Raw genomic sequence first — 24732 nt, forward strand, 5'->3', positions numbered from 1 at the left:
GCCAAGGGAAAACGGCGGCACGAAGTGCCGCACCGACCGGGGAGGAAGACCATGACGCAGAATTTCTTCGAGGGCAGCGATCCCTTCGCCTTCATGCGGCAGATGTGCGCCAACATCGGCGTGCCGCTGCCGGGAATGGTGTTTCCGACGATGGACCTCGCCGACGTCGAGCGGCGCATCGCCGAGTTCAAGGCGGTGGAACAGTGGCTGCAGATGAACCTCAGCACCCTGCAGATGACGCGCCAATCGCTGGAAATGCAGCGGGTCGCCATCCTCTCGCTCTCCCAGATGGGCACGGCGAGCCAAGCCGCAGCAGCGGAAGCGGCCACCACGCCGGCCGGCAATCCTTTCGAGGCGATGGCGCAGCTGTGGCAGACGATGCAACAGGCCGCCCAGCAGACGGTGGAGGCCACCGCCACCGCCGCTCAGGCGGCGCATCAGGCCTTCTCCCAACCCCCTTCCCCACCGCCCGCAGCCGAGTCTCCGGCCGCGCCGCCCTCGGCCGGCGCGGACACGGGCCCGGAAGGATCTTCGCCCAAACCCAAGGCGGCGCGACGGCGGCAGAAAAGCGCCCAGGCGCCCGATCAAGGCGGCGGCGAAAACGCCTAACCCCGCCGCACCCGCAGCGGCGAGCGAGGCCAGGGGCCGCCTTCCTCCGCCGTCTTCAGGGCATTCCGCTCACGAAAGAGCGGGTGCTCCAGCGTTTCCTCGGGTGCAAGCACCGGCGTGACGCAGCAATCGAGCGGCGCGAAGAACACCGCCCATTCGTCGCGCGTGCGCGTGCGCAGCACCGCCGCCAGTTCCGCTCTGGCCCTGGCCCCTTCGTCGCCCGCGGCGCGATGGAAAGGGATGAGGTCGGGGCGAGCGATCGCCTCGCACAGCCGCACCCAGAATTTCTCTTCCAGCGCCCCGACGGCGAGGTGGCGCCCGTCGGCGGTTTCATACACCCCGTAGCATGGCACTCCCCCGGTGAGCAGCCCCGCACCGCGCGGTTCGCTGCGCCCCTCGACCAGCGCCTGCGCCAGGGGGAACACCAGATGCGCCCAAGAAGCCTCGGTCATGGAGAGGTCGACGTGCGCGCCGACCCCGTCGCGGCGCGCCGCATGCACGGCGGCCACCACGGACAGCGCCGCGTGCAGCGCCCCGCCCAGCAAGTCGGCGATCTGCAGGTTGCACTGCGCGGGCGGTCCACCGGCCGTTCCGGTCTGATCCAGCACGCCGGCGAGCGAGAGATAGTTGATGTCATGCCCTGCCGCCTGTGCCATCGGCCCGTCCTGGCCGTAGCCGGAAATGGACACCAGCACGATGCGCGGATTGATCGAACGCATGGCGTCGAACCCCAAGCCGAGCCGCTCGAGCACCCCGGGGCGGAATCCTTCGATCACCGCATCGGCCTCGCGCAGACGCGCCGCGAACCACGCCCGCCCCTCTTCGCTCTTGAGATCGATGCGGTGAATTTCCTTGCGTCCATTGATGCGGCGATAGAAGAATGACTCCTCCTCCCCCTTCCGCCGTATCCCCAACCGCGCGGCGTCGTCGCCCTGGGGCGGCTCGACCTTGATCACGCGCGCACCGAGTTCGGCCAGATGCCAACCGGCCATCGGCCCCGGCAGCAGCAGCGAGAGATCGAGCACCGTCATGCCCGCAAGCAGAGGCATGGGCTCAGTCATCTCAGTCATATTTCCTCCGATCATCGATCACCTTGCCGTCGTTCGGCAGGCTGCCTGGCGGCACGAAACGCACCTCGCCGCGCAGCTTGGTGATCTCGCGCAAGCTCGTCTCGATCGCCTGACGCAGATCGTTGTCCCCCTGCGCCACTTCGCACTCGAGAATCATGACGTCGGAGAGATTCGGATTCTCGACCACCAACCGGGCGCGCCGCACTTCAGGGTGGCGCGAAGCCACCGCCAGCACCTGCGAGGGATGCACGAACATCCCTTTGACCTTGGTCGTCTGATCCGCCCGTCCGAGCCAGCCGCGGATGCGCGTGTTGGTGCGCCCGCAGGGCGAGATGCCGGGCAAGACGGCCGAGAGATCCCCCGTGCCGAAGCGGATCAGGGGATAGACCGGATTGAAGGTAGTGACCACCACCTCCCCCACCTCACCCTCGGGCACCGGTTCGCTCCCGCCCGGGCGCACGATCTCGACGATCACGTCCTCGTCGAGTACCAGCCCCTCGCGCGCCTCGGTCTCGTAGGCGACGAGGCCCAGATCCGCGGTGGCGTAGCCCTGATAGGCGTCGATGCCGGCTTCGGCCACTTCGCGCTGCAGTGCCGGAGGGAACGCTTCGCCAGAAACGAAAGCCTTGCGCAGGGAAAGCGCCACGCCTGCCTCACGGCACTTGTGGATCAGGATGCGCAGGAAGGAAGGTGTACCGGTGTAGGCATTCGGTTTCAAATCGGCGATCGCCTGTACCTGCAGTTCGGTCTGCCCGACTCCGGCCGGAAAGACGGTGCAGCCGAGCGCATGCGCACCGGTCTCCATCATGCTGCCCGCTGGCGTCATGTGATAGGAGAAAGTGTTCTGCACCAGGTCTCCTTCGCCGAAACCGGCGGCGAAGAGGGCACGCGCCACGCGGTAATGATCCGGCCGGTTGCCCTCGGGCTCGTAGATCGGGCCGGGGGAAGCGAATACGCGCAGCACCTCCCGCCCCCACCCGACAGCGGCGAAACCGCCGAACGGCCGCTCGCGCTGTTGCAGTTCCAGCAATTCCGACTTGCGCACCACCGGCAGCCGGGCGAGCGCCGCGCGCGAAGTGATCTCACTTGGATCGATGTCGGCGAGCAATCTGGCGTAGGCCGGCGCATGCGCCTTGGCATGCGCGATCTGCGCCGGCAAGCGGGCAAAGAGATCGGCTTCGCGCCGCTCCTGCGGCCAGGTCTCGCGCTCGTCGTAGTAGCGGCGCCGCGCCGCCCGAGTCGTCCCCTGGGTCATGTGTTCTCTCCGTCAAGACAGCCAGCGCTTGCGCCGACGATAATGTTTCACTTCGCGAAAGCTCTTGCGCCCCTGCGACGACAGACCGAGGTAGAACTCCTTCACGTCCTCGTTCTCGCGCAGTTCCTGGGCGTCGCCCTCCATCACCACGCGGCCATTTTCCAGGATGTAGCCGAAATTGGCGTAGCGCAGCGCCACCATGGTGTTCTGCTCGGCGAGCAGAAAGCTCACGTTTTCCTTGGCGTTGAGCTCATGCACGATTTCGAAAATCTCTTCGACCACCTGCGGCGCCAGGCCCATGGAAGGTTCGTCGAGCAGGATCATCTCGGGCGCGGCCATGAGCGCCCGGCCGATGGCGCACATCTGCTGCTCGCCGCCCGAGGTGTAGCCGGCCTGCGACTTGCGCCGCTCCTTGAGCCGGGGGAAGTAGTGATAGACGCGCTCGAGCGCCTGGCCGAGCTGGGCGCGCGAGAGCCTGCGCGTGTAGGCCCCGGTGAGAAGATTTTCCTCGATGGTGAGGTGCTCGAAACAGTGCCGCCCCTCCATCACCTGGATGACACCCCGGCGCACCAGCTCGTTGGGCGTGAGATCATCCACGCGTTCCCCCTTGAAGCTGATCGAGCCTTTGGTCACCTCGCCGCGCTCGGCGCGCAGCAGGTTGGAGATGGCCTTGAGCGTGGTCGATTTGCCCGCCCCGTTCGCGCCGAGCAGGGCGACGACGCCGCCGCGCGGCACTTCGAGCGAGACGCCCTTGAGCACCAGGATCACGTGGTCGTAGATCACCTCGACGTTGTTGACGACGAGATAGGGTTCGCCGCCGGCGGCCCCGCGAAGCGCTTCAGCATTCATGCCCAGCCCTCATCCTTGGCTCTCCTGTCCCCAAGCGCGGCGGCCCGTCGAGGACCGCCGCCAATGCCTCACTGCTCCTTGCTGCAATCACGCGGCGTGATGCCTTTTTCCTTGGCGTAGGCCGCCGCCGACTCTTCCACCAGCGAGCGCACCAGCTCGCGGTCCGGTTCGATCCAGTCGGAGACCGACACCCACTTCGTGCCGTCCCACTGCTGGAAGCGCACCCGCCCCGAGCCCTCGTGGTCGGCGCACGACAGCGCCAGCGCCGGCATCAGGCCCTTGGCGCCGATCGCCTCCAGCCGCTTCTCGTCGAGCTTGAGGTTCTCCAGCGCCCAGCGCATCTGCTCACCGGTGACTGGTTTGCCCTTGCCGAATTTCTCTTGCGCAAGCCGCAGCGCTTCCACGTAGATGATGCCGTGGCCCACGCCGCGGTTGTAATAGGTGCTGCCGACGCGCTTGGGATCCTGCATATCGCCCTGGCCTTTGGCATAGACGAGCTTCTGGATGTCCTGGATGACGGCGAAGTCGGTGCCCGCCGGGTTGAACGCCCCGGCCACGAAGCCCTTGGCGGCATCGCCCGCCGGCACGACGTCCTCCTCGGCCCCGGACCACCACCAGCCCACGATCCGCTCGGCCGGGAAACCCGTGCGCGCCGCAGTCTTCAGGGCCGTCGGGTTCGACACGCCATAGGTGAGCAGAATCACGTAATCCGGCCGCATCTGCCGGATCTGCAGCCACTGCGCCTGCTGCTCGTTGCCGGGCATGGCCACGGCGATCTTCTCGGTGGTGAAACCCCACTTCTGCGCCAAGCGGTCGAGCACGGGGAAAGGCTCCTTGCCCGGGGCGAAGTCGAGATAGAGCACGGCGATCTTCTTGCCCTTGAGCTTGTCCATGCCGCCCTCGCGCTGGCCGAGGTAGCCGACGATGGCCGAGGCCTGCGACCAGTAAGTGGCGATCATGGGGAAGACCCAGGGGAAGACGCGCCCGTCGGCGGTGTCCGAGCGGCCGATGCCGATCGACAGCAGCGGGATCTTGTCCTGCGGCACGCGCTCGAACACGCCAAAGGTGATGCCGGTGGAGACCGGGGCGAAGAGCACGTTCTGCTGGTCCCCCTGTTTCTTCAGCCGCTCGTAGCACTCCACGCCGCGCGCGTTGTTGTATTCCGTCTCGCACTCCTGCCACACGAGCTTTACGCCATTGACCCCGCCCTCGCGCTCGTTGATGAGCTTCATGTAGTCGATCCAGCCGCCGAACACCCCCGTGCCGCCGGCCGCGTACGGCCCGACGCGATAGCTCGGCAGGCCGAGGTACTGTTCCGCCGCCTGCGCCGCACCCAGACCGGCCGCGCCCCAGACGGTGGCCGCCGCCACCGCCGTCAGCCATGCTTTCTTCAGTTTCATCGCCATGCCTCCTCTTGGTGTGGTGAAACGCCCTCGCCGTCGACCGCCTCCGCTCAGTGCGGGAAAGGCCACAGGCGCAGTTTCTCCTTGCCGATCTGCCACAGACGGGTGAGGCCGTGCGGCTCGACGATCAGGAAGAAGATGATGAGCACGCCGAACACGATCAACTCCAGGTTCGAGGCAAGCGTGGCCGGGACGAGCGCCCCGACCGAAGTGTGCATCAGCACGTTGAGCCCGACGGGCAGCAAGAGGATGAAGGCCGCGCCGAGAAAAGCCCCCAGCACCGAACCCATCCCACCGATGATGATCATGAAGAGGATCTTGAAGGAAAGATCCAGCCCGAAGCCATCGGGCTCCACCGTGCCGAGGTAGGTATAGGCGTAGAGCCCGCCGGCGATGCCGCAGTAAAAGGAAGAGACGGCGAAGGCGAGCAGCTTGGTCTTCATGAGCGGAATGCCGATCACCTCGGCCGCCACGTCCATGTCGCGCACCGCCATCCACGAGCGGCCCGTGTTGGTGCGCGCGAGATTCTTCGCCACCAGGGCGAGCAGCGAGACGATGGCGAGCGTGAGCAGATACTTGCGCGCCGGCGTATCGAAAGCGAAGCCGAAGATCTCGATGCGCTGCGCGGTGATGATGCCGGAGGAAGAATAGTTGGAGAACCAGGGAAACTTGGCGAGCGCCCAGACGATGAAGAACTGCGCCGCCAGCGTAGCCATGGCGAGGTAGAAACCCTTGATGCGCAGCGAAGGCAGGCCGAAGACGACCCCCACGGCCGCCGCGCTCAGCCCGCCGAGGACGAGTCCCACCAGGAAAGGCAGCCCGTCGAGGCGCAGCAAGAAATTGTAAGTGGCGTACGCCCCCACGGCCATGAAGGCCCCCGTGCCCAGCGACAGCTGCCCGGCGTAACCGGTGAGGATGTTGAGCCCCAGGGCAGCGAGGGCGAACACCAGTACCGGCGTGAGCACCGCCTGCAGCCAGTATTCGCTCGCCACGAAGGGCGCGACGAAGAACGCCGCAGCCACGAGCGCCGCCATGACGATGCGGTCCTGCTTGATGGGGAAAATCTGCTGATCTTCCTCGTAGCTCGCCTTGAACTGTCCCGCCTCGCGATAGATCATCTCACGTTCCTCCCGATACCGTCAGACGCGGTCGATGTGTTTTTCGCCGAAGAGCCCCTCGGGCCGGATCAGCAGGAAGACGAGCGCCAACACGTAGGGAAACCACGAATCGATCCCCCCGCCCACGAAAGGCCCGAGATACACTTCGGCCAGTTTCTCGCTCGCCCCGATGATGAGCCCGCCGACGATGGCGCCGGGCACCGAAGTGAGCCCGCCGAGGATCAGCACCGGCAGCGCCTTGAGCGCCGTATAGGTGAGCGCGAACTGCACGCCGTTGCGCGAGCCCCACACCAGCCCGGCCACGATGGCCACGAACCCGGCCACCGCCCACACGATCACCCAGATGCGCTGCAGCGGAATGCCGATCGACAGCGCCGCCTGGTGATCGTCGGCCACCGCCCGCAGCGCCCGCCCCACCTTGGTATATTGGAAGAAGAGCGCGAGCACCGCCACCAGCACCCCGGCCACCGTGGCCGCGACGAGATCGAACTTGGAGATCATGAGGTTGTAGCGCTCGAGCAGCCCCATCACCGGCTCGTCGGCGATGCCCAGATCCAGCCCACGCACCACCGCCCCCCACATGCCTTGCGCCACCCCCTCGATCAGATAGCTCAGCCCGATGGTGGCCATGAAGAGGGTGATCGCCGGCTGATTGACGAGCTTGCGCAGCATGAAGCGCTCCACCAGCCAGGCGAGCAGCACCATGACGACGGCGGTGAGCACCAACGCCACCCAGAAAAGCCCCGCCCACTCGGGCGAAAGCCCCAGCCAGGCCGGCAGACGCTCGGTGAGCCCCACGAACGTGAGCGCGGCGAAGAAGACCATCGCCCCCTGGGCGAAATTGAGCACGCCGGACGCCTTGAAGATGAGCACGAATCCCAGCGCCACCAGGGCATAGAGCATGCCGGCCAGCAGACCGCCGATCAGCACTTCCAGAAAGAATCCCATCGTCCGCTCCTCCTCAATGCCCGGCGCCGAGATAGGCTTCGATCACGACCGGATCGTTGCGCACCTCATCGGGCGGCCCGTCGCCGATCTTGCGGCCGTAATCGAGCACCACCACCCGGTCGGAGATGTCCATCACCACCCCCATGTCGTGCTCGATGAGCACGATGGTGGTGCCCAACTGCTCGTTCACGTCGAGGATGAAGCGGCACATGTCCTGCTTCTCCTCCACGTTCATGCCGGCCATGGGCTCGTCGAGCAGCAGCAGCGACGGCTCGGCCGCCAGCGCCCGGGCGAGCTCCACCCGCTTTTGCAGGCCGTAGGGCAGGCGCCCCACCGGCGTCTTGCGGATGTTCTGGATCTCGAGGAAATCGATGATCTCCTCGACGCGCTTGCGATGCGCGATCTCCTCGCGCCGGCTCGGCCCCCAGTAGAGCGCATTCCACAGGAAATTTCGCCGCATCATGAGGTTGCGACCGGTCATGATGTTGTCGAGCACCGTCATGCCCTTGAAGAGCGCGATGTTCTGAAAGGTGCGGGCGATGCCCTGCGCCGCCGCCTCGTGCGGGTTCATTCGCCGCCGCTCCTGGCCACGGAAGACGATGCGCCCCTGCTGCGGGTGATACACCCCGTTGATAACGTTGAGCATGGAGCTCTTGCCCGCGCCGTTGGGGCCGATGATGGCGCGGATCTCGCCCTCGCGCACGTCGAAACTGATGTTGGTGAGCGCCTTGACCCCGCCGAACGACAGCGAAATGTTCTGCAGATCGAGGATCACGTCGCCGATGACTCGCGCCATTTCCTCCTCCTTCAGCCTTGCGGGCGCGGCGAGGGCGGAAAGACCTTCGCGTCGCGGATGCGCACCTCGGCGGCGATCTTGCCGGCGCGCCCGTCCTCGTACTTGACCGCCGTCTCGATGTACTGGCTGTCCTTGCCGGCGTAGAGCGCCTCGACCAGCACGGCGTACTTCTCGGCGATGAAGCGCCGGCGCACCTTGCGCGTGCGGGTGAGCTCCTCGTCGTCGGCGTCGAGCTCCTTGTGCAGGATGAGGAAACGCCGGATCTGCGAGCCGCCCATCTGCGGATCGTGGCTCAGGTCCTCATTGACCTGCTCCACGCACTGCTGGATGAGATCGTAGACGGCCGGCTGCTGCGCCAGATCGGTGTAGCCCGAATAGGCGAGCCCCCGGCGCTCGGCCCAGTTGCCCACCGCCTCCAGGTCGATGTTGATGAAGGCGGTCACGTAAGGGCGATCGTGCCCGAAGGCCACCGCCTCCTTGATGAGGGGGAAGAACTTGAGCTTGTTCTCGATGTAGTTGGGCGCGAATATCGAGCCGTCCTTGAGCCTTCCCACGTCCTTGGCCCGGTCGATGATCTTGAGGTGCCCATCCTCGTCGAAGAAGCCCGCATCCCCGGTCATGAAGTAGCCTTCTTCGTCGAAGGCCTCGGCCGTATCCTGCGGCCGCTTGTAGTAGGCCTTGAGCAGCATCGGACCGCGCACGCGGATCTCGCCGTTGTCGGCGATTTTCACCTCCACCCCAGGGGCGGGCTTGCCCACCGAGTCGAGCTTGACCTCGCCGTCGGGTTGCAGGCAGACGTAGGCGCAGGTCTCCGTCTGACCGTAGAGCTGCTTGAGGTTGATGCCGATCGAGCGGTAGAAACGGAAGAGATCCGGCCCGATCGCCGCCCCGGCCGTATAGGCCACGCGCAGGCGCGACAGGCCGAGCACGTTGCGCAGCGGCCCATAGACCAGGATCTCGCCCAAGGCGTAGTGCAGGCGCTGCAGCAGCGGCACCGGCCTGCCTTCGAGGATCTGGATGCCGCAGCGCTCGGCCACCTTCATGAAATGGCGGAACATCGCCTGCTTCAAACGCCCGGCATCCTCCATGCGGATCCACACCTGCGTGCGCAGGTTCTCGAACACGCGCGGCGGGGCGAAGTAGTACGTGGGACCGATTTCGCGCAGATCGGTCATCACCGTCTCGCTCGACTCGGGGCAATTGATGGTGAAGCCTGCCGCGTAAGCCTGGGCATAAGAGAAAAGATGGTCCCCCACCCAGGCCATCGGCAGGTAGGAGAGCACTTCCTCGCGGTCGGTGAGGTGGTCGAACTGCACCCCGCCCATGCCGGCGAAGAGGAACGCCCGATGCGTCTGGCACACCCCCTTGGGCTTGCCAGTAGTGCCCGACGTGTAGAGCATCACCGAGACGTCGTCGCTCTCCCCTTTCTCGATCTCCTCGTCGACGAAATCGGGCTGGTTGCGGTCGTGGATGCGCCCGGCCTCCAGGAGCTCGTCCAGTCCCTGCAGCAGCGGCTGGGTGTAATGGCGCATGCCACGCGGATCGTCGTAGAAGATGCGCTCGAGCGAGGGCAGGCGGTCGAGGATCTCGAGGAGCTTGTCGACCTGCTCCTGATCCTCCACCACCGCCATCTTGACCTCGGCGTCCTGCAGCACGTAGGCCATCTCCTCGGCGATCGCATCTTGGTAGAGCAGCACCGGGATGCCCCCCAGACATTGCGCCGCGGCCACCGCCAGGTAGAGGCGTGGCCGGTTGTCGCCGACGATGGCCAGGCGATCGCCACGCCGGAATCCCGCCTCGGCCAGCCCGCAGGCGAGCGCGCGCACCTGGGCGTAGCACTCGCCCCAGGTGTAGGTTTGCCAGATGCCGTATTCCTTCTCGCGGATCGCCGGCCGGTCGGCGCGTACGCGGGCGTGATGCCGCAGCAGGCGCGGAAAAGTCTCCAGACCCGGAATGATCGCAGGGGCATGCGGTTTCGTGCCCTCGGCCATGCCAACCCTCCTCCAATCCGATGAGCGTGTGCCCCGCCGTCGTTTTCTTTTTTCGGCGGGGCCGTCTCCCTCCACGCGACGGCTGCATTGTGCCGGCGAAGTCTTGCAAGGGTTTGTCAAAAACGTAACGCGAATGTAACGGCGAGCGCCCGCGGATCCCCTCACACGCGAGATAGCTTTTTTGCACTTGATACTGATTATCGTTTACTATATCATTTGCAAAGAAACGTCTCACGAACCGAGCCATGACCCAAGAACCTCGCCGCGTCCTTCCGCCCTGGGCGATCCTCGCCGCCCTCTCGCTGCACGGCGCGGTCCTCTACGCCGGGGCACGCGCCCTGCCTGAAGTGCAGACGCCTCCTGTCGCCCCGAGCATGACGATCGCCTGGGTCGTTCCGGCACCGGATCCCGCTCCTGCGGCAACGGCGGCCCCCGCCGTCGAACCTGCGCCGGCCACCGGGCCCTCGCCGACCCCGCCCAAGGCGAAAGCCCCCGCACGCACGACGGCCAAGCCCCGTACTCCTGCCAGATCCAGCCCGCCGCCGACGCAAGCGGTGACTGCGGCCGCAACCTCGTCCGTCGCGGCAAACGAGGCCGGAGGCGACCCTGCACCCCCTGCGGACACGGCACCGGCCGCCCCCGTGCGCGGCAATACTGGAAGCACGGAAGCCGCGCCCTTCACCGAACCGCGCTTCGACGCCGCCTATCTCGCCAATCCGCGCCCCTCCTACCCCCCGGTATCGCGCCAGCTCGGCGAGCAGGGCAAAGTGATCCTGCGCGTACTGGTCGGCGCCGACGGGTCGCCACGCCGCGTCGAACTGGAGCGCTCTTCCGGCTACCACCGGCTCGACCGGGCCGCGCGCGAGGCCGTCGAGCGCTGGAGATTCGTCCCCGCGCGCCGCGGCGACACCCCGGTCGAAGCCACCGTGCTCGTCCCCATCGCTTTCTCCCTTTCTTCATCCTGACCCTTGCGGAGCCTCACCCATGAACGAATCCCTACTGCATTTCTTCGCCCAAGGCGACGGCGTGAGCCGCTTCATCTTCTTGCTGCTCGCGCTGCTCTCCGTGCTGAGCTGGGCCGTGATCCTTGCCAAGACGGCGCTGCATCTGCGCCTGTCGCGGCGCGCCGCCCAGTTTCTGCGCCGATTCTGGAACGCGGGCGACCTGGCCGAGATTGCGCGCGACCTGCGGGAACACGGCGCGATCGACCCGGCCTCGCACCTCGTGCATCACGGCCTCGAGGTGCTCGAACGCCTCGAGCGGGCCGGCGAAAACGCCGCGGCGCGCCCCGGGCCGCTCGGGGAGCGCGGCGAGCCTCAGGAGCTCCTCACCCGGGCGCTGCGCCGCGCCATCGACGAAGCCCGCGCCCGCGACGAGGCCGGCATGACGCTGCTCGGCACCACCGCTTCCAGCGCCCCCTTCATCGGGCTCTTCGGCACCGTCTGGGGCATCTATCACGCCCTGCAGGCGATCGCCGCCAGCGGCAGCGCCTCGCTCGACAAGGTGGCCGGCCCCATCGGCGAAGCCCTGGTGATGACCGGATTCGGTCTGGCCACCGCGATTCCGGCCGCGATCGCCTACAACGCCTTCAGCCGCATCCAGCGTCGCCGCGCGCAGGAGCTGGAAGCCTTCGCCTACGACGTCTACACCTTCCTCGTCACCGGCATCAAGCGCCCAGCGACCCGGCCCGAGCCCGCCGTCGTCGCGCTCGATGCCGATGCCCCCCGCCCCGCCCGCAAGACCGCCTCCTGACGGAGAACCCCCATGGCCTTCGCCCGACTCGACAGCACCGGCGACACCGAACCGATCAACGAGATCAACATGGTGCCCTTCATCGACGTGATGCTGGTGCTGCTCATCATCTTCATCGTCACCGCGCCCTTGATGACCCACGCGGTGAAAGTCGACCTTCCCCAGGCGAGCAGCGCCCCCGACACGAAACGCGACGAGGAGCGCCTGCGCCTGCGGCTCGCCGCCGACGGCCAGACCCTGCACTGGAACGACGAGGCGATCGACTGGACGGCTCTAGAAGCGCGCCTCGCCGAGCTCACACCCCAAACCACCCTGGAGCTGCAGGCCGACCGTGCCACCCCCTACGAGGCGCTCGCCCGCCTGATGGCCGCCGCCTCGCGCCACGGCCTGGCGAAGATCGCCTTCGTGACGCTGCCCGGCGAACCCGCTCCCTGAAAAACGACGCTTTTCCCCAACCCCAAGGAGTTTTTTCGATGTCGACCGTCCCTCCGCACGAACCCCAGCCGCGAGCGGAAAACGCCGCGCCTCTTCGCCCCAAGGTGCTGCCGCTGGGCGCAGCGATGCTGATCGGCCTGGGCGCGGCGCAGCCGGCGCTCGCGCAAAGCGCCGAGACGGGCGCTGCCGACGCCCAGGTGCTGCCCACCGTCACCGTCACCGATGAGGCCCCTACCGCAACGCAGGGCTACCTCAAGCACACCACCCGCGTGGGCAAGACGCTGCAGGACCCGCACGAGATCCCGCAGGCGATCACCATCCTCACCCAGGACCTGCTCGAAGACCAGCAGGTAGGCTCCTTGCGCGAAGCCCTGCGCAACGTCTCGGGGCTCACCTTCAACGCCGCCGAGGGGGGCCGCTCCGGCGACAACATGATGCTGCGCGGCTTCTACACCTTCGGCGACATGTACCTCGACGGCATCCGCGACACCGCCCAATACAACCGCGAGACCTTCAACCTCGAAAGCGTGGAAGTGCTGCGCGGCTCGGCGGCCATGCTCTACGGCCGCGGCCAGGCAGGCGGGATCATCAACCAGGTAAGCAAGGCGCCTCTACCCGCCGACAAATACAAGCTCACCGGCTCCTTTGGCAGTGAAGACTATCGCGAGGGCACGGCCGATCTCAACAAAACCCTGGGAGAGAACTCGGCGCTGCGCGTGAACCTCATGAAGCGCACCGAGGAGAGCTGGCGTGAGAACCCCGCCAACGGCGCCGAACCCGAGATCGACCGCCAGGGCGCGGCCCTGAGTTTCGTCCACGGCATGGGCACGCGCGACGAAGTACAGCTCAACTACTACTATCTGCAGACCCGCGACAATCCCGACTACGGCGTGCCCTTCGACTCCACGACCAAGCGGCCGCTCAAACGCTACGGCACTTCCGCCTTCTGGGGCACCGACGACACGTTCGATGACTCCGACACGCACATCGCCACCGCCACCTACACCCACCGCTTCCAGCCCGGGACCGAGTGGCGCACCGTGCTGCGCTTTGCCGACTACGACCGCAGCTACTGGGCGCTCGCCCCTTCAGGCAGAGCCGCGCCCTCGGCCGACGGCTCGAGCGGCAGCGCGAAAACGCGCAACACCGACTATCGGACCGTGGCGCTGCAATCCGACCTCACCCATGCCCTCACGCTCGCCGGCATGCGCCACGAGCTGCTCGCCGGCTTCGAATACCTCAACGAAGACAGCCACCGCCGCTCGCTGCGCAATCTCGCCGCCCCGGGGGCGCCGGCCTTCTATCGCCCCGGCATCGAGGATCCCAAGGCGAGCGCCACCGATTTCACCGGCGACAGCTACGCGCTGCTCGCCCAGGACACCATCGAATTCCTGCCCGGCTGGAAACTCACCCTGGGCGCACGCCGCGACGAGCTCTCCGCCGACTACAGCAACGTCAATTCCCCCAGCCTCGACTACGGCGAGAACAGCTACCGGGCGGGCCTGTCGTGGCTGCCCACCGCCAACCAGCACTACTATCTCTCGTGGTCCGACAGCTTCAGCCCCACCGCCGACCTCTACCAGCTCTCCGGCGGCGAATATCCGGCCGAGCGCAGCGACGTGGTCGAGCTCGGGGCCAAGTGGATGCTCTTCGAAGGCGATCTCTCGCTGCGCGCCGCGCTCTTTCGCGCCACCAAGGATTGGGAGCGCAACACCGATCTCGAGACCACCGGCGCCATCCTCACCCGCAAGCGCCGCACCGACGGGCTGGAGCTCGAAGCCGCCGGCCGCATCACCGAGCGCTGGGAAGTCTTCGCCGGCCTGGCCCTGATGGACGCCGAAATCCTCAAAGTGGCCCCCGGCGCCGACCCGCGCCTCAAGGGGCAGCAGCCGCGCAACACGCCAGACTACACCTTCAACCTGTGGACCACCTACCGCTTCATGCCAGGCTGGAAAGCCGGCCTGGGCGCCGAGACCAAAGGCGAGCGCTATGGCTATAACCCCATGGCCGCCAACGGACCCTTCGTAAACGGCAAGTTCTCGCCCAACGTCGCCCCCTCCTACACCCGCTGGGACGCCATGCTCGCCTATGAACAGCCCTCCTACACGGTACGCATGAACGTGCGCAACCTTTTCGACAAGGTCTATTATGATGCCATCTACGACAACGGCGGCTTCGTCGTCCCCGGCACCGACCGGGCGGTGATCCTCACGGCCGAGTTCAAGTTCTGAGCTTTCGGCGGGGCTCCTGGCCCCGCCCTCAACGGAAGACACCATGCTCCTGACGATCGACGAAGTTCTCTCCGCCGCGGAAGTCGAACACGCCCGGACACTGCTCGCGCAGGCGCGCTGGATCGATGGCCGCAGCAGCGCCGGACCACTCGCGCGCGAAGTCAAGAACAACCTGCAGATCGCCGAAGACTGCCCCACTCTCGCGCCGCTGCGCCGCCTGGTGCTGCAGGCGCTCGAGCGCGAGCCACTCGTCTTTTCCGCCGTGCTGCCGCGCGACATCTTTCCGCCGCAGTTCAACCGCTACCGCGCCATCGGCGAGGGTGAGCACTACGGGCCGCACGTCGATGCCGCCATCCGGCTGGTGGGCGAGCGCAAACTGCGTACCGACGTCTCGGCCACCCTCTTTTTCAGCGCCCCGGAAGAATACGACGGCGGCGAGCTCGTGATCCACGACCTCTTCGGCACACAGCGCGTCAAGGGCAAGGCCGGTTCCATCGTCATCTACCCCGCCAGTTCGCTGCACGAGGTCACGCCAGTCACCCGGGGCGAGCGGCTCGCCTCCTTCATGTGGTTCCAGAGCCTGGTGCCCGACCCGGTCGAACGACGCCTGCTCTTCGAACTCGACATGGCCACCCTGACGCTGCGCAGCGAACACGGGGAGGGCGCGCTCGCCGCGCGCTTCTCCACGCTCTACCACAACCTTCTGCGACGCTGGAGCGTCTAGCCGTGTCCGACACTCCTGCGCCCGTATGCGCCGAAGACTACCTCGAGCTCGCGCAACGGCGGCTGGCGCCGGACGTCGCCGCCTACCTCTTCGGCGGGGCCGAAGCCGAACTGGCGGCGCGGCGCAACCGCGAGGCGCTGGACGCCGCCACCCTCATCCCCCGTTTCGTGCGCGAAACGCCTCCCGCCCCGCCAAACGGTCCGACCCTGTTCGGCCGGCGCCACGCCTCGCCGCTGCTGCTCGCGCCGATCGCCCATCAGCGCCTCTTCCATCCCGACGGCGAAGCGGCGAGCGTCCTCGCCGCGCTGGCGCAAGGCGTCACGCCCATCGTCTCCAGCCTGGCGAGCACCCCCTGGCCGCAACTGCGCCAGCTCGCCGAAGACGAAGCGCTGTGGTTCCAGATCTACTGGCAGGGCGATCGCGCCGCCACCGAGCGGCTCATCGAGCGCGCCGCGGCGCTGCGCCCCGAAGCCTGGATGATCACCCTGGATGCGCCCATCGGAGGCTTGCGCTGGCGGCTGTGGCGTAGCGGTTTCCGCTTGCCGCCTCAGGCGGTACCGGCCAACCTCGAAGCGCAGGCGCCGACGCAGCGCACGCACGACCTGGCGGCCCTCCTCGCCCTCGCTCCGACGCATGACGATCTCGCCTGGCTGCGCGATCGCCTGCGGCAGCCCCTCCTGGCCAAAGGCGTATTGCACGAAGCAGACGCCGAGGCATTGGCGCGGCTGGGTTACGACGGCCTCGTCGTCTCCAACCACGGCGGACGAACTTTCGATGCCGCCCCGGCGAGTCTCACCCAGCTCGAACCGATCGCACGGGCCGTGGGAGAAAAGATGACCGTGCTTTTCGATGGCGGCGTGCGCCGCGGCAGCGACGTCGCCAAAGCCCTGGCGCAGGGCGCATCGGCCGTGCTCGTCGGCCGCCCCTACGTGGCAGCGCTTGCCCTAGAGGGCGCCCACGGCGTGGCCCGCTGCCTGCGGCTGCTGCGCGACGAGTACGCCGCCGTCGCCGCCCTGCTGTAGCGGCGCCAAGCGCCGCAGCGCCTCGCCCTTGGTGCACGGCGTGCGTTCGGCCAGCAGCGCGCGCATCGCCCGCTCCCAGAAACGGCGCGAGCGCTCGTGGCGCATATCCACCGGATGCAGCCCCAGTCGCAGCCAGGAACGGTTCGCGCTGCGCCTCAGCCAGCGCTCATTGACCGCCTGCGAGGCAAGCCGCCGCCAGCCGCTGCGGGCGCTCCACACGAGGCTCGGCGCATCGATCGGACACCACCCCTCGCCCGCGCGCCCATACACCCGCCGCGGCGAGCTGGTGTAGCGCAGGGGAAAGCCCGCGAGCGCGCGCCAGGCGCCTTCGCCCAAGAGCCAACCCGGCGCGACGAAGCCCTCCACCGGCCAGCCCAGGCACGAGAAGAGCGCGAGTCCCCGTTCGAGCCGTGCCTGGGCCTCTGATTCGGAGATCGCCGCGAATTCCCCCTCGTGGGTAAGGATGCGGCGGCGCACGAAATCGGCCAGACCACGGCAGGGCAACTCGTCGGCGTGGAAATAGCCGTGCAGCACCGCCTCGCCGCCGCGGGCCAGTTCCCGCTCGATCGCCGCGCAAAAACGGGGATCGCGGTCGAACGTCCCTTGCCCGTGGTAGTCGGGTACCACCAAGAGCGTCAATGGCACGCCCAGCGCCGCTGCGCGCGCGGCAAAGTCGGCATAAAGCGGCCAGGTGGCCGGGGCCACGTCGTGCAGCACCACGGAAAAGAGCGCCTTCATCGCCCCCCCTGCCAGGCATCGGCCACTTCTGCATCCACCGGCACCGGCAGCAATGCAGGCACCCCGCACAAGGCGCGGTAATGCTCCAGCAGTCCGGGAAGCACCGCCGGCCAGGCGTAGCGGCGTTCCACCCAGGCGCGCGCCTGCCGCCCGGCCTCTTCAAGATCGACTTCGCGCACGAAGTCGCGTACCGTCTGTGCAAAGACCGTCGCATCCAGGCTCGGCGCGATCCGGCCAGCCTCGGGCGGCACCAGTTCGGATACGGCCCCGCCGGCTACGCCGACCACGGGGATGCCGCTTGCCATCGCCTCGAGCACCACCAGACCGAAAGTCTCCTGATTGCCGGCGTGCACCAGCAGATCGGCGCTGGCGAGGATGCGGGCGACGTCCTCACGGCCGACGAAGCGATCGACCACGGTCACGTTTTCCGGTACCCGGTGCGGCATGGCGCTGCCCACGAGCAGCAGGTGGAAGTCCTCGCCCAAGAGCCGCGTCGCCGCGAGCAGCACGTCGAGATTCTTCTCGCGCGCACCACGGCCGGCGAAGACCATGAGGCAGCGCGCCTGGGGAATGCCCAGTTCGGCACGCAGAGCGGGATCGCGCCGCGCCGGCGAAAAAATCTGCGTATCCACCCCCAAGGGCTGGGCGATCGCCCCCTCCACGCCGAGCGCCGCCAGATGTTCCACCATGGTGCGGCTGGGCGTGAGCACCCGGTCGAAACGCCGGTAGAGCTTGCGCACGTAGGCGGCCGCCGCCAAACCCCAGGCGCGGCCGAAGCGCCGCTCGACGAGGCGTGGCAAATCCGAATGGTAGAAACCGATCACCGGCACCCCCAGCCGCTCGCCGGCCGACAGCGCCGCCCAGGCGGGAACGTAAGGGTCTCCCGCCTCGATCACGTCGGGCGAAAGCGCCACGAGCCGCTCTTCCCACGGTCCGGGACGCAAGGGGAAGCGATAGCCGGTGGAAAAAGGAATGGGCCAGGCCGAGATCGTCTCGCAGCCGGGTGCGGAGCGATCTTCGGCCCCAGGAACCACCAAGGTGTGCCGCACCCCTTCGATCGCGGAAAGAAAGCGCCGCTTCGATTCCAGATACGTCCGAACGCCTCCGCTCGATTCCGAGTAGAACAACGTGACATCGGCAAGATGCATGAACTGTCCGGTCAAGAGAAAATTGCCGTAAGTGTAACGCCGACTTGCCCCTGGACGCCACCCCCGCCCAAGCGAGCCCCCCTCATGTCATCTTTCTTGCACGGACATGGGAGCCACCCTGCAACATTTCGTCTCGTTTTCGTTCTGGCAGGCCATTCTTCCATGTCCTAAGCTGAGGGGCGTGCACACTTTGTTCATTCCCTGGAGGGAAAAACGATGATCCAATACAGCCGACGTCTCACTCCTTGGCTCTACGCCCTTCTCATCGCCATGAGCCTCGTCCTGATCCTGCCGCCGGCGCAAGCGGCCACCAACCAGGAAGAGCTCATCCGCGACGCCCGCGAAGCACTCGCCACGCTGCGCAAGATCAACCCCGCGGCGGATGCCATCGCCAAATCGGCCAAAGGCGTGCTGGTGTTCCCCAACATCATCAAGGCAGGGCTCGTCTTCGGTGGCAGCTACGGCGAAGGGGTGCTCTTCGTCGATGGCAAGGTGCGCGGCTTCTACAATTCCGTCTCCGCCTCCTGGGGGCTGCAGCTCGGCGCCCAGTCCTACGGTTACGCGCTCTTTTTGATGAACGACAAGGCGCTGAAATACCTCGAGGAAAGCCAAGGCTGGGAGCTGGGCACCGGCCCAACCGTCACCTTGGTGGATACCGGCGTGGCCGCGAACCTCTCCACCACCACCTTGCGCGACGACGCCTATGCCTTCATCTTCGACCAGCAAGGCTTGATGGGCGGCATCAACATCGAGGGCACGAAGATCACCCGTATCAAGCAGCCTTGAGCGCTTGACACTCCGAAACATCTCCCGAACGCCGCTTGCGGTATAAAAGGGAAACGTTCGAATCACGAAGGGAGTGGACATGAAACGGGTTTTCTTCCTCGCGCTCACTGCCACCGCCTTGGGCGTACTGAGTGGTTGCGCCACGTGGGATCGCATGTCGGCCCGCGAGAAAGCCGCCGTGGGCGGAGCCGCCGTGGGCGGCGTGGTCGGGGCGGCGGTCTCCGACGGCGGCGTGCTGGGAACCGTCGGTGGAGCCGCCATCGGCGGTCTCATCGGCGACCAAATCGGCAAATGACTCAGGAAGCAGGCGCCCTTGCGCCTTCCGCCGCTGGCGCCGCCTCCGACGGCGGCGCCAGGCGCGTCACCAGCAGCTGGTCGATACGATAGTTGTCGATATCGACCACCTCGAAACGATAACCCTTGTATTCGAGCGCATCGGTACGCTTGGGCACCTTGCGTAGGTGGTACATCATGAAGCCGGCAATGGTCTCGAAGTGCTCCGAGCCCTCGAATTCGTCGATGCCGAGCACCTCGGCCACCTCGGCGATAGGGGTGAGCCCATCGAGCAGCCAGGAGTCGGCATCGCGCTGCACGATCATTTCCTCGCGCCCCACCACGGGGTCGACGGCAACCACCGTATCCATCACGTCGCGCAGGGTGAGCAGACCGACGACGATGGCGTACTCATTGACGATGAGCGCGAAATCCTGCCCCGCGCTGCGGAAGCGCTGCAGCGCTTCGAGCAGCGTGAGCGTATCGGGGAAGACCAACAAATCCCGTACCACCATCTCGGCAGTGAGCGAGACTTTCTCGCCGTCGATGATGGAGAGAAAGAGATCACGCGTATCGACGTAGCCCACGGGCCGGTCGAGCGAGCCGTCGCACACGGGAAACTTGCCGTGCGGATGGTTGCGCAGTTTCTTGCGGATGCTCTCCTCGGCCTCCCCCACCAAGAGGTAAACGATTTCGTCACGCGGCACCATGGCGGTGCGCACGGTGCGTTCGTCGAGTTCGAAGACGCGCGTCACCAGTTTCTGTTCCTCGGCGAGCAGCGTCCCGGCGCGCGTGGCCGCATCGGCGAGCGCCACGATCTCGTCGACGGTAACCTCCTCGCGCCGCCGCTCCGGCGCGCCGGCCACGCGCAGCACGGCGGAGGCGAGCGCATCGATCGCCCACACCAGGGGGTGCAGCAGGCGCATGAGCAGCGTCATCGGCGGGGCCACCACCAGGGCGATGCGCTCGGGGGCGAGCAGCGCAAGGCGCTTGGGAACCAGATCGGCGAGCACGACGAAGAGCAGCGTCACGGCGAGAAAGGCAATCGAGGAGGCGACCGAGCCGGCGTATTCAGGAGGGAGCACGAGGGCGGCAAGCGGTTCGAGCGAGGGCGTGATCGAGGATTCGCCCACCGCCCCGGCGAGGATGGCGACGCCATTCAAACCGATCTGTACCACCGTAAAGTAGTGACCCGGCTGGTCCTGCAGGTGCAGGATCCGTTTCGCCGCGGCATTGCCCTCCTTGGCCAACATCTCGAGGCGCAGCCGGCGCGAGGCGGCGAGCGAGATCTCCGCCAGCGAGAAGAACGCGCTCGCCAATACGAGCAGCAGCAGGACGAAGAGGATCGTCATGATGAAATCTTTTCCTTCGTAACGTATTCATTATAGCGAGGAAGCCCGGCGACACCGGGCGATATAATGGAAAACCGTCACGAGGAACGATGGCGATGGACACGATCCTGCTCGTATATTGCACGGCCCCCGACCCCGACACGGCGCGCGAGCTCGCCCGCACCTTGGTCGAGGAGCGGCTCGCCGCCTGCGTGAACGTCGTCCCCGGCCTGCGCTCGCTCTACCGCTGGCAAGGCAAGGTGCATGAAGACGCGGAAGCCCTGCTGCTTCTGAAGACCACCGCGGTGCGCTACCAGGCGCTACAGGAGCGCCTGCGCGCGCTGCATCCCTATGAACTCCCGGAGATCGTCGCGGTCCCAGTGTCGGCGGGGCTGCCCGCCTATCTGGAGTGGGTCGCCGCGCAGACCCTGCCCGCACCCGAGGATTCCGCATGAACCGTCTTCGTTCTCGGTCACGCCTGCCGTATTGCCTGCTGACCCTGCTCTTCCTCTTCGCACCGTTCGTCGCGCGCGCCGCCGATCCGGTGCCGCCGGAAGAAGCCTTCGTCCCGCATGCCTGGCGCGGGGCGGAGAACTCCATCGTCGTCGATTTCACCATCCGCGAGGGGTACTACCTCTATCGCGACAAGCTGAAATTCACCGCCACGGCCCCTGCCGGAGCGCAGCTGCACGCTCCGCGCTTGCCCCCGGGGGAAGCCAAGCAGGACGAATTCCTCGGCGACGTCTACGTTTACCGCGACCGTGTCGCCATCCCCCTTCCCTACGAAGGCGAAATCCCGCAGCACCTGCGCCTCACCTACCAAGGCTGCTGGGACGGTGGCATCTGCTTTCCGCCGGTGGTCACCGACCTCGAGGTGGCCGCCGCCCCTCCTGCCGCGAGTTTGCTACAGCGGCTGCGCGGTGCCGTGGAGACGTCCCCCGCTGCGACCTCCGAGGCTGCGCCGCCTGCGAGCGCGTTGCCGGCCGATGAGAGTGGGCGGCTCGCGCAGGCGCTCGCCGGACGCCACTGGGCCCCCATGCTCGCCACCTTCTTCGGGCTGGGGCTGCTGCTCGCCTTCACGCCCTGCACCTTCCCCATGATCCCCATCGTCTCGGGCATCATCGTCGGAGGCAAGGAACACGTCTCGCGCGGACGGGCGTTCGGCCTGTCGCTCGCCTACGTCCTGGCCATGGCCGCCGTCTATGCCCTCGCGGGGGCGCTCGCGGGGCTGTCGGGCACGATGCTCTCGGCCGCCCTGCAGACGCCCTGGGTGCTGGGAGGCTTTGCGCTGGTGTTCGTGCTGCTCTCCTTGTCGATGTTCGGCCTCTACGAGCTGCAGCTGCCGTCCTCCTGGCAGACCCGGCTCGATGCCGCCGCCGGGCGGCTGCCGGGCGGGCGCTATCTCGGGGTGGCCTTCATGGGAGCGATCTCGGCGCTGGTGGTCGGCCCCTGCGTGGCCGCGCCGCTCGCCGGGGCGATGCTCTACATCGCCCGCACGGGAGACGCCTGGCTCGGCGGCTGGGCGCTCTTCGCGCTGGGGCTGGGCATGGGGGCGCCGCTCGTGGCGGTGGGTATGGGCGCGCGGGAACTCCTGCCGCGCTCCGGCCCCTGGCTCACGGGCGTGAAACGCACCTTCGGCGTGCTGATGCTGGCACTCGCCTGGTGGATCGTGCGGCCAGTGGCGCCGGACTGGCTGTGGCTGCTCGGCTGGGCGCTGCTCGCCTTGGGCACCGGCGTCTTCCTGCACGCGATCGACCCCCTACCCCCGCAGGCGTCGGCCATGCGACGCCTGGGCAAGGCCGTGGGTCTGGCGCTCGCCACCTACGGCATCGTCGCCCTGATCGGCCTGCTCTCCGGCGGACGCGACCCCCTGCAGCCGCTCGCGCTGCGCTTGTCGGCCGCTTCCGCCGCAGCGGCACCGGCGCAGCAGGTTCCCACGGTGCGCTCGCTCGCCGAGCTGGAGGCGGCCGTGCGCGCGAGCGATCGCCCCGTGCTGGTCGACGTGCGGGCCGACTGGTGCGTCTCCTGCCTGGAACTGGAGCGCGTCACGCTCGACGATCCTCGCGTGCGCGAGCGCCTGGCTGGAGTGGTCCGTGTCGGAGCGGACGTCACCGCCGCCGACGAATCCGCCCGCGCGCTGCTGCGTCGCTTCGAGCTCTTCGGGCCGCCGGCGCTCCTTTTCTTTTCACCCGGCGGCGCCGAGCGCAGCGAGTTGCGCGTGGCCGGCTATCTCGGCCCCGACGAGCTGCTGCCGCGGCTCGAGCGCTGGCTGGGGCGCTAGCCGCCTTCGAGCATCGCGCGCAGACGCGCCAGCCGCGCCTGGGCGTCTTCCTTGGCCACGGGCTCGTCGCGCCGCCGCGTCTGCACGCCATCGCCCATCTCGGCGATGAAGCGCGACGGCTCCACGCTGCGCCATTCCTTGCCCTCGCGCCGGCGCTCGCACCAGGTGATCGTCAGGCTGCGCTGCGCACGCGTAATGCCGACGTACATGAGCCGGCGCTCTTCCTCGATCCGCTCTTCTTCCAGGCTCGCCTGATGCGGCAGGATGCCCTCCTCGACGCCGACGAGGAAGACGTGCTTGAATTCCAGCCCCTTGGCCGCGTGCAGGGTGGCGAGTTGCACCGCGTCGGCATCGTCTTCCCCCTCGTCGAGCCGGGCGACGAGGTTGAGCGTCTGCGCGAGCTCGAGTAGCGTCTTTCCTTCCTCCTCTCCCTTGCGCCCCACCCAGGCGGCGAAGTCGCGCAGCGAGCGCGCCCTCGCCTCGGCCTCGCGCGGCTGCCCGTGCGCGAGATACCAGCCTTCGAGGTCGATCGCCGCGAGCAGCTCTTCGAGGAGCCGGGCGGCCGGCTCGCGCTCAGCCCGCCAGCGCAGCCGGTCGAGGAAGCCGGCGAAGGTGCGCAGGGCCTGCAGCGCCGCGGCCGGCACGTGCGCTGCCGCGCCTTCTTCCCGCAATGCCGCCGACAGGCTCAGGTGGCGCAGGCCGGCGTAGCGCGACAGGGCCTCGATGCTCGCCGGGCCGATGCCGCGCCGCGGCGTGGTGACGGCGCGCACGAAGGCCGGGTCGTCGTCCTCGTTGAGCAGCAGCCGCAGGTAGGCCATGACGTCGCGGATCTCGACGCGGTCGAAGTAGGATTGCCCGCCGGTGAGGGTGTAGGGGATCTTGTGCTGGCGCAGGGCCTGCTCGAAGAGCCGCCCCTGATGGTTACCGCGATAGAGGATGGCATAGTCGCGCCAGCGGCCGCGGTGCTGGAAACGGTGGGCATCGAGCCGCGCCGCCACCCATTCGGCCTCGTGCTCGGGATCGCGGCAGGCGAACACGGTGACCGGGTCGCCCTCGCCGTGCTCGGACCACAGGCGCTTGTCGAAGAGCTTGTCGTTGTGCGCGATGAGCGTGTTGGCGGCGGCGAGGATGCGGCGGCTGGAGCGGTAGTTCTGCTCCAGCTTGATGACGCGCAGCCGGGGGTAGTCCTGCGCGAGCAGGCGCAGGTTCTCGACGTCGGCGCCGCGCCAGCCGTAGATCGCCTGATCGTCGTCGCCCACGGCGGTGAAGGCTTCGCGCGGCCCGGCGAGCAGTTTCAGGAGCTCGTACTGGGTGCGGTTGGTGTCCTGGTATTCATCGACGAGGAGGTAGCGCAGCCGGTTCTGCCAGCGCTCGCGCACCTCGGCATCGCGCCGTAGCAGACGCAGGGGCAAGAGGATGAGATCGTCGAAGTCGACCGCGTGGTAGGCGCGCAGCGTGCGCTCGTAGTCGCGGTAAGCCGCCGCCGCGGCCGCGGCGAGCTCGTCGCCGGCGAGCTGCTCGGCCTCCTCCGGTTCGACCGCTGCGTTCTTCCACTGTGAGATGCGCCAGTGCAGCTGGCGCACGATGCCGCGCTCGGCCGCGGGCAGGAGCTCGGCGAGCACGTTCTGCGCATCGGCCGGATCGAGGATGGAGAATCTCGGCTTGAGGCCGAGATGCGGCGCCTCCTCGCGCAGCAGGCGCACACCGAGCGCATGGAAAGTGCTCACGGTCAGCCCGCCGGGGAGGCGCCCGCCCAGGAGCGCCGCCACCCGCTCCTGCATCTCGCGAGCGGCCTTGTTGGTGAAGGTGATGGCGGCGATGTGCCGGGGGGCGAGCCCCACCTTTTGGATGAGGTGGGCGATCTTGTGCGTGATGACGCGCGTCTTGCCGCTGCCGGCCCCGGCGAGCACGAGGCAGGGGCCGTCGAGGTGGGTGATCGCCGCGCGCTGCGCCGCATTGAGCTCCATACGCG

23 protein-coding genes are annotated in these 24732 nt (G+C 67.6%); 11 read left to right on the forward strand and 12 right to left on the reverse strand.

Translation table 11 applies throughout. The features are described from left to right. Window positions 1-51: 51 nt before the first annotated feature. The gene (locus ASC37_RS04580; protein WP_055423253.1) at window positions 52-609 is read left to right on the forward strand and encodes a PhaM family polyhydroxyalkanoate granule multifunctional regulatory protein; all 558 of its coding nucleotides are present in this window, start codon (window positions 52-54) and stop codon (window positions 607-609) included. On the opposite strand, the gene ASC37_RS04585 is transcribed toward ASC37_RS04580, so the two are convergent. The 8 genes from ASC37_RS04585 to ASC37_RS04620 form a co-directional block, all read right to left on the reverse strand. Next, complete coding sequence (locus ASC37_RS04585; protein ID WP_082438374.1) at window positions 606-1679, reverse strand: CaiB/BaiF CoA transferase family protein; 1074 nt, start codon at window positions 1677-1679, stop codon at window positions 606-608. The two genes, ASC37_RS04580 and ASC37_RS04585, sit on opposite strands and share 4 nt — an antisense overlap. Further along, window positions 1672-2934: a phenylacetate--CoA ligase family protein gene (locus tag ASC37_RS04590; protein WP_055423255.1), complete on the reverse strand. Its 1263-nt coding sequence runs from the start codon at window positions 2932-2934 to the stop codon at window positions 1672-1674. Before ASC37_RS04590 ends, ASC37_RS04585 begins: the two co-directional genes overlap by 8 nt. A gap of 12 nt (window positions 2935-2946) precedes the next feature. Continuing rightward, window positions 2947-3783 (reverse strand): ABC transporter ATP-binding protein, encoded by an 837-nt coding sequence (locus ASC37_RS04595; RefSeq protein WP_055423256.1) that lies wholly within the window; start codon window positions 3781-3783, stop codon window positions 2947-2949. Window positions 3784-3851: 68 nt separating this feature from the next. Continuing rightward, window positions 3852-5183, reverse strand: a complete 1332-nt coding sequence (locus ASC37_RS04600; RefSeq protein ID WP_055423257.1) for an ABC transporter substrate-binding protein — start codon at window positions 5181-5183, stop codon at window positions 3852-3854. 53 nt (window positions 5184-5236) lie between these two features. After that, complete coding sequence (locus ASC37_RS04605) at window positions 5237-6304, reverse strand: branched-chain amino acid ABC transporter permease (protein ID WP_055423258.1); 1068 nt, start codon at window positions 6302-6304, stop codon at window positions 5237-5239. A gap of 21 nt (window positions 6305-6325) precedes the next feature. Further along, window positions 6326-7252 carry a branched-chain amino acid ABC transporter permease gene (locus ASC37_RS04610; RefSeq protein WP_055423259.1) on the reverse strand — a complete coding sequence of 309 codons (927 nt, stop codon included), beginning with the start codon at window positions 7250-7252 and terminating at the stop codon, window positions 6326-6328. 13 nt (window positions 7253-7265) lie between these two features. Beyond that, window positions 7266-8048 (reverse strand): ABC transporter ATP-binding protein, encoded by a 783-nt coding sequence (locus ASC37_RS04615; protein ID WP_055423260.1) that lies wholly within the window; start codon window positions 8046-8048, stop codon window positions 7266-7268. A gap of 11 nt (window positions 8049-8059) precedes the next feature. Beyond that, on the reverse strand, window positions 8060-10039 hold the full coding sequence (locus ASC37_RS04620) for an AMP-dependent synthetase/ligase (RefSeq protein WP_055423261.1): 1980 nt from the start codon (window positions 10037-10039) through the stop codon (window positions 8060-8062). A gap of 245 nt (window positions 10040-10284) precedes the next feature. Here ASC37_RS04620 and ASC37_RS11620 point away from each other — a divergent pair, with 245 nt between their 5' ends. From ASC37_RS11620 to ASC37_RS04650, 6 genes are read left to right on the forward strand one after another with little or no spacing between them, the layout of a single operon-like run. Further along, window positions 10285-11004: an energy transducer TonB gene (locus ASC37_RS11620; RefSeq protein ID WP_055423262.1), complete on the forward strand. Its 720-nt coding sequence runs from the start codon at window positions 10285-10287 to the stop codon at window positions 11002-11004. Window positions 11005-11023: 19 nt separating this feature from the next. Further along, a complete protein-coding gene (locus ASC37_RS04630) occupies window positions 11024-11791 on the forward strand; it encodes a MotA/TolQ/ExbB proton channel family protein (RefSeq protein ID WP_055423263.1) in 768 nt (255 codons plus the stop codon). Window positions 11792-11803: 12 nt separating this feature from the next. Continuing rightward, the gene (locus ASC37_RS04635) at window positions 11804-12226 is read left to right on the forward strand and encodes an ExbD/TolR family protein (protein WP_055423264.1); all 423 of its coding nucleotides are present in this window, start codon (window positions 11804-11806) and stop codon (window positions 12224-12226) included. 38 nt (window positions 12227-12264) lie between these two features. Next, the gene (locus ASC37_RS04640; RefSeq protein WP_055423265.1) at window positions 12265-14457 is read left to right on the forward strand and encodes a TonB-dependent receptor; all 2193 of its coding nucleotides are present in this window, start codon (window positions 12265-12267) and stop codon (window positions 14455-14457) included. 43 nt (window positions 14458-14500) lie between these two features. After that, window positions 14501-15181, forward strand: coding sequence for a Fe2+-dependent dioxygenase (locus ASC37_RS04645; RefSeq protein WP_055423266.1), 681 nt, complete (start codon window positions 14501-14503; stop codon window positions 15179-15181). Between the two features lie 2 nt (window positions 15182-15183). After that, window positions 15184-16203: an alpha-hydroxy acid oxidase gene (locus ASC37_RS04650; RefSeq protein ID WP_055423267.1), complete on the forward strand. Its 1020-nt coding sequence runs from the start codon at window positions 15184-15186 to the stop codon at window positions 16201-16203. Here ASC37_RS04650 and ASC37_RS04655 read toward each other — a convergent pair. Then, on the reverse strand, window positions 16126-16941 hold the full coding sequence (locus ASC37_RS04655) for a DUF2334 domain-containing protein (protein ID WP_072247924.1): 816 nt from the start codon (window positions 16939-16941) through the stop codon (window positions 16126-16128). The two genes, ASC37_RS04650 and ASC37_RS04655, sit on opposite strands and share 78 nt — an antisense overlap. Continuing rightward, on the reverse strand, window positions 16938-18089 hold the full coding sequence (locus tag ASC37_RS04660) for a glycosyltransferase family 4 protein (protein WP_055423268.1): 1152 nt from the start codon (window positions 18087-18089) through the stop codon (window positions 16938-16940). Before ASC37_RS04660 ends, ASC37_RS04655 begins: the two co-directional genes overlap by 4 nt. Window positions 18090-18359: 270 nt before the next feature. Between ASC37_RS04660 and ASC37_RS04665 the strand changes: the two genes are divergently transcribed. Next, complete coding sequence (locus ASC37_RS04665) at window positions 18360-18875, forward strand: lipid-binding SYLF domain-containing protein (RefSeq protein ID WP_408646100.1); 516 nt, start codon at window positions 18360-18362, stop codon at window positions 18873-18875. A 79-nt stretch (window positions 18876-18954) separates the two neighbouring features. Further along, window positions 18955-19170 carry a glycine zipper 2TM domain-containing protein gene (locus tag ASC37_RS04670; RefSeq protein ID WP_055423270.1) on the forward strand — a complete coding sequence of 72 codons (216 nt, stop codon included), beginning with the start codon at window positions 18955-18957 and terminating at the stop codon, window positions 19168-19170. 1 nt (window position 19171) lies between these two features. Here ASC37_RS04670 and ASC37_RS04675 read toward each other — a convergent pair whose 3' ends face one another. Continuing rightward, a complete protein-coding gene (locus ASC37_RS04675; RefSeq protein WP_055423271.1) occupies window positions 19172-20500 on the reverse strand; it encodes a hemolysin family protein in 1329 nt (442 codons plus the stop codon). 95 nt (window positions 20501-20595) lie between these two features. Between ASC37_RS04675 and cutA the strand changes: the two genes are divergently transcribed. Together cutA and dsbD are read left to right on the forward strand one after the other, a co-directional pair. After that, window positions 20596-20934 (forward strand): divalent-cation tolerance protein CutA, encoded by a 339-nt coding sequence (gene cutA / locus ASC37_RS04680; RefSeq protein WP_055423272.1) that lies wholly within the window; start codon window positions 20596-20598, stop codon window positions 20932-20934. Continuing rightward, complete coding sequence (gene dsbD, locus ASC37_RS04685; RefSeq protein WP_055423273.1) at window positions 20931-22760, forward strand: protein-disulfide reductase DsbD; 1830 nt, start codon at window positions 20931-20933, stop codon at window positions 22758-22760. Before cutA ends, dsbD begins: the two co-directional genes overlap by 4 nt. On the opposite strand, the gene ASC37_RS04690 is transcribed toward dsbD, so the two are convergent. Then, complete coding sequence (locus ASC37_RS04690) at window positions 22757-24727, reverse strand: UvrD-helicase domain-containing protein (RefSeq protein WP_055423274.1); 1971 nt, start codon at window positions 24725-24727, stop codon at window positions 22757-22759. The two genes, dsbD and ASC37_RS04690, sit on opposite strands and share 4 nt — an antisense overlap. Between the last annotated feature and the right edge of the window lie 5 nt (window positions 24728-24732).

This window comes from Tepidiphilus thermophilus (assembly GCF_001418245.1).
Lineage (GTDB): Bacteria > Pseudomonadota > Gammaproteobacteria > Burkholderiales > Rhodocyclaceae > Tepidiphilus > Tepidiphilus succinatimandens.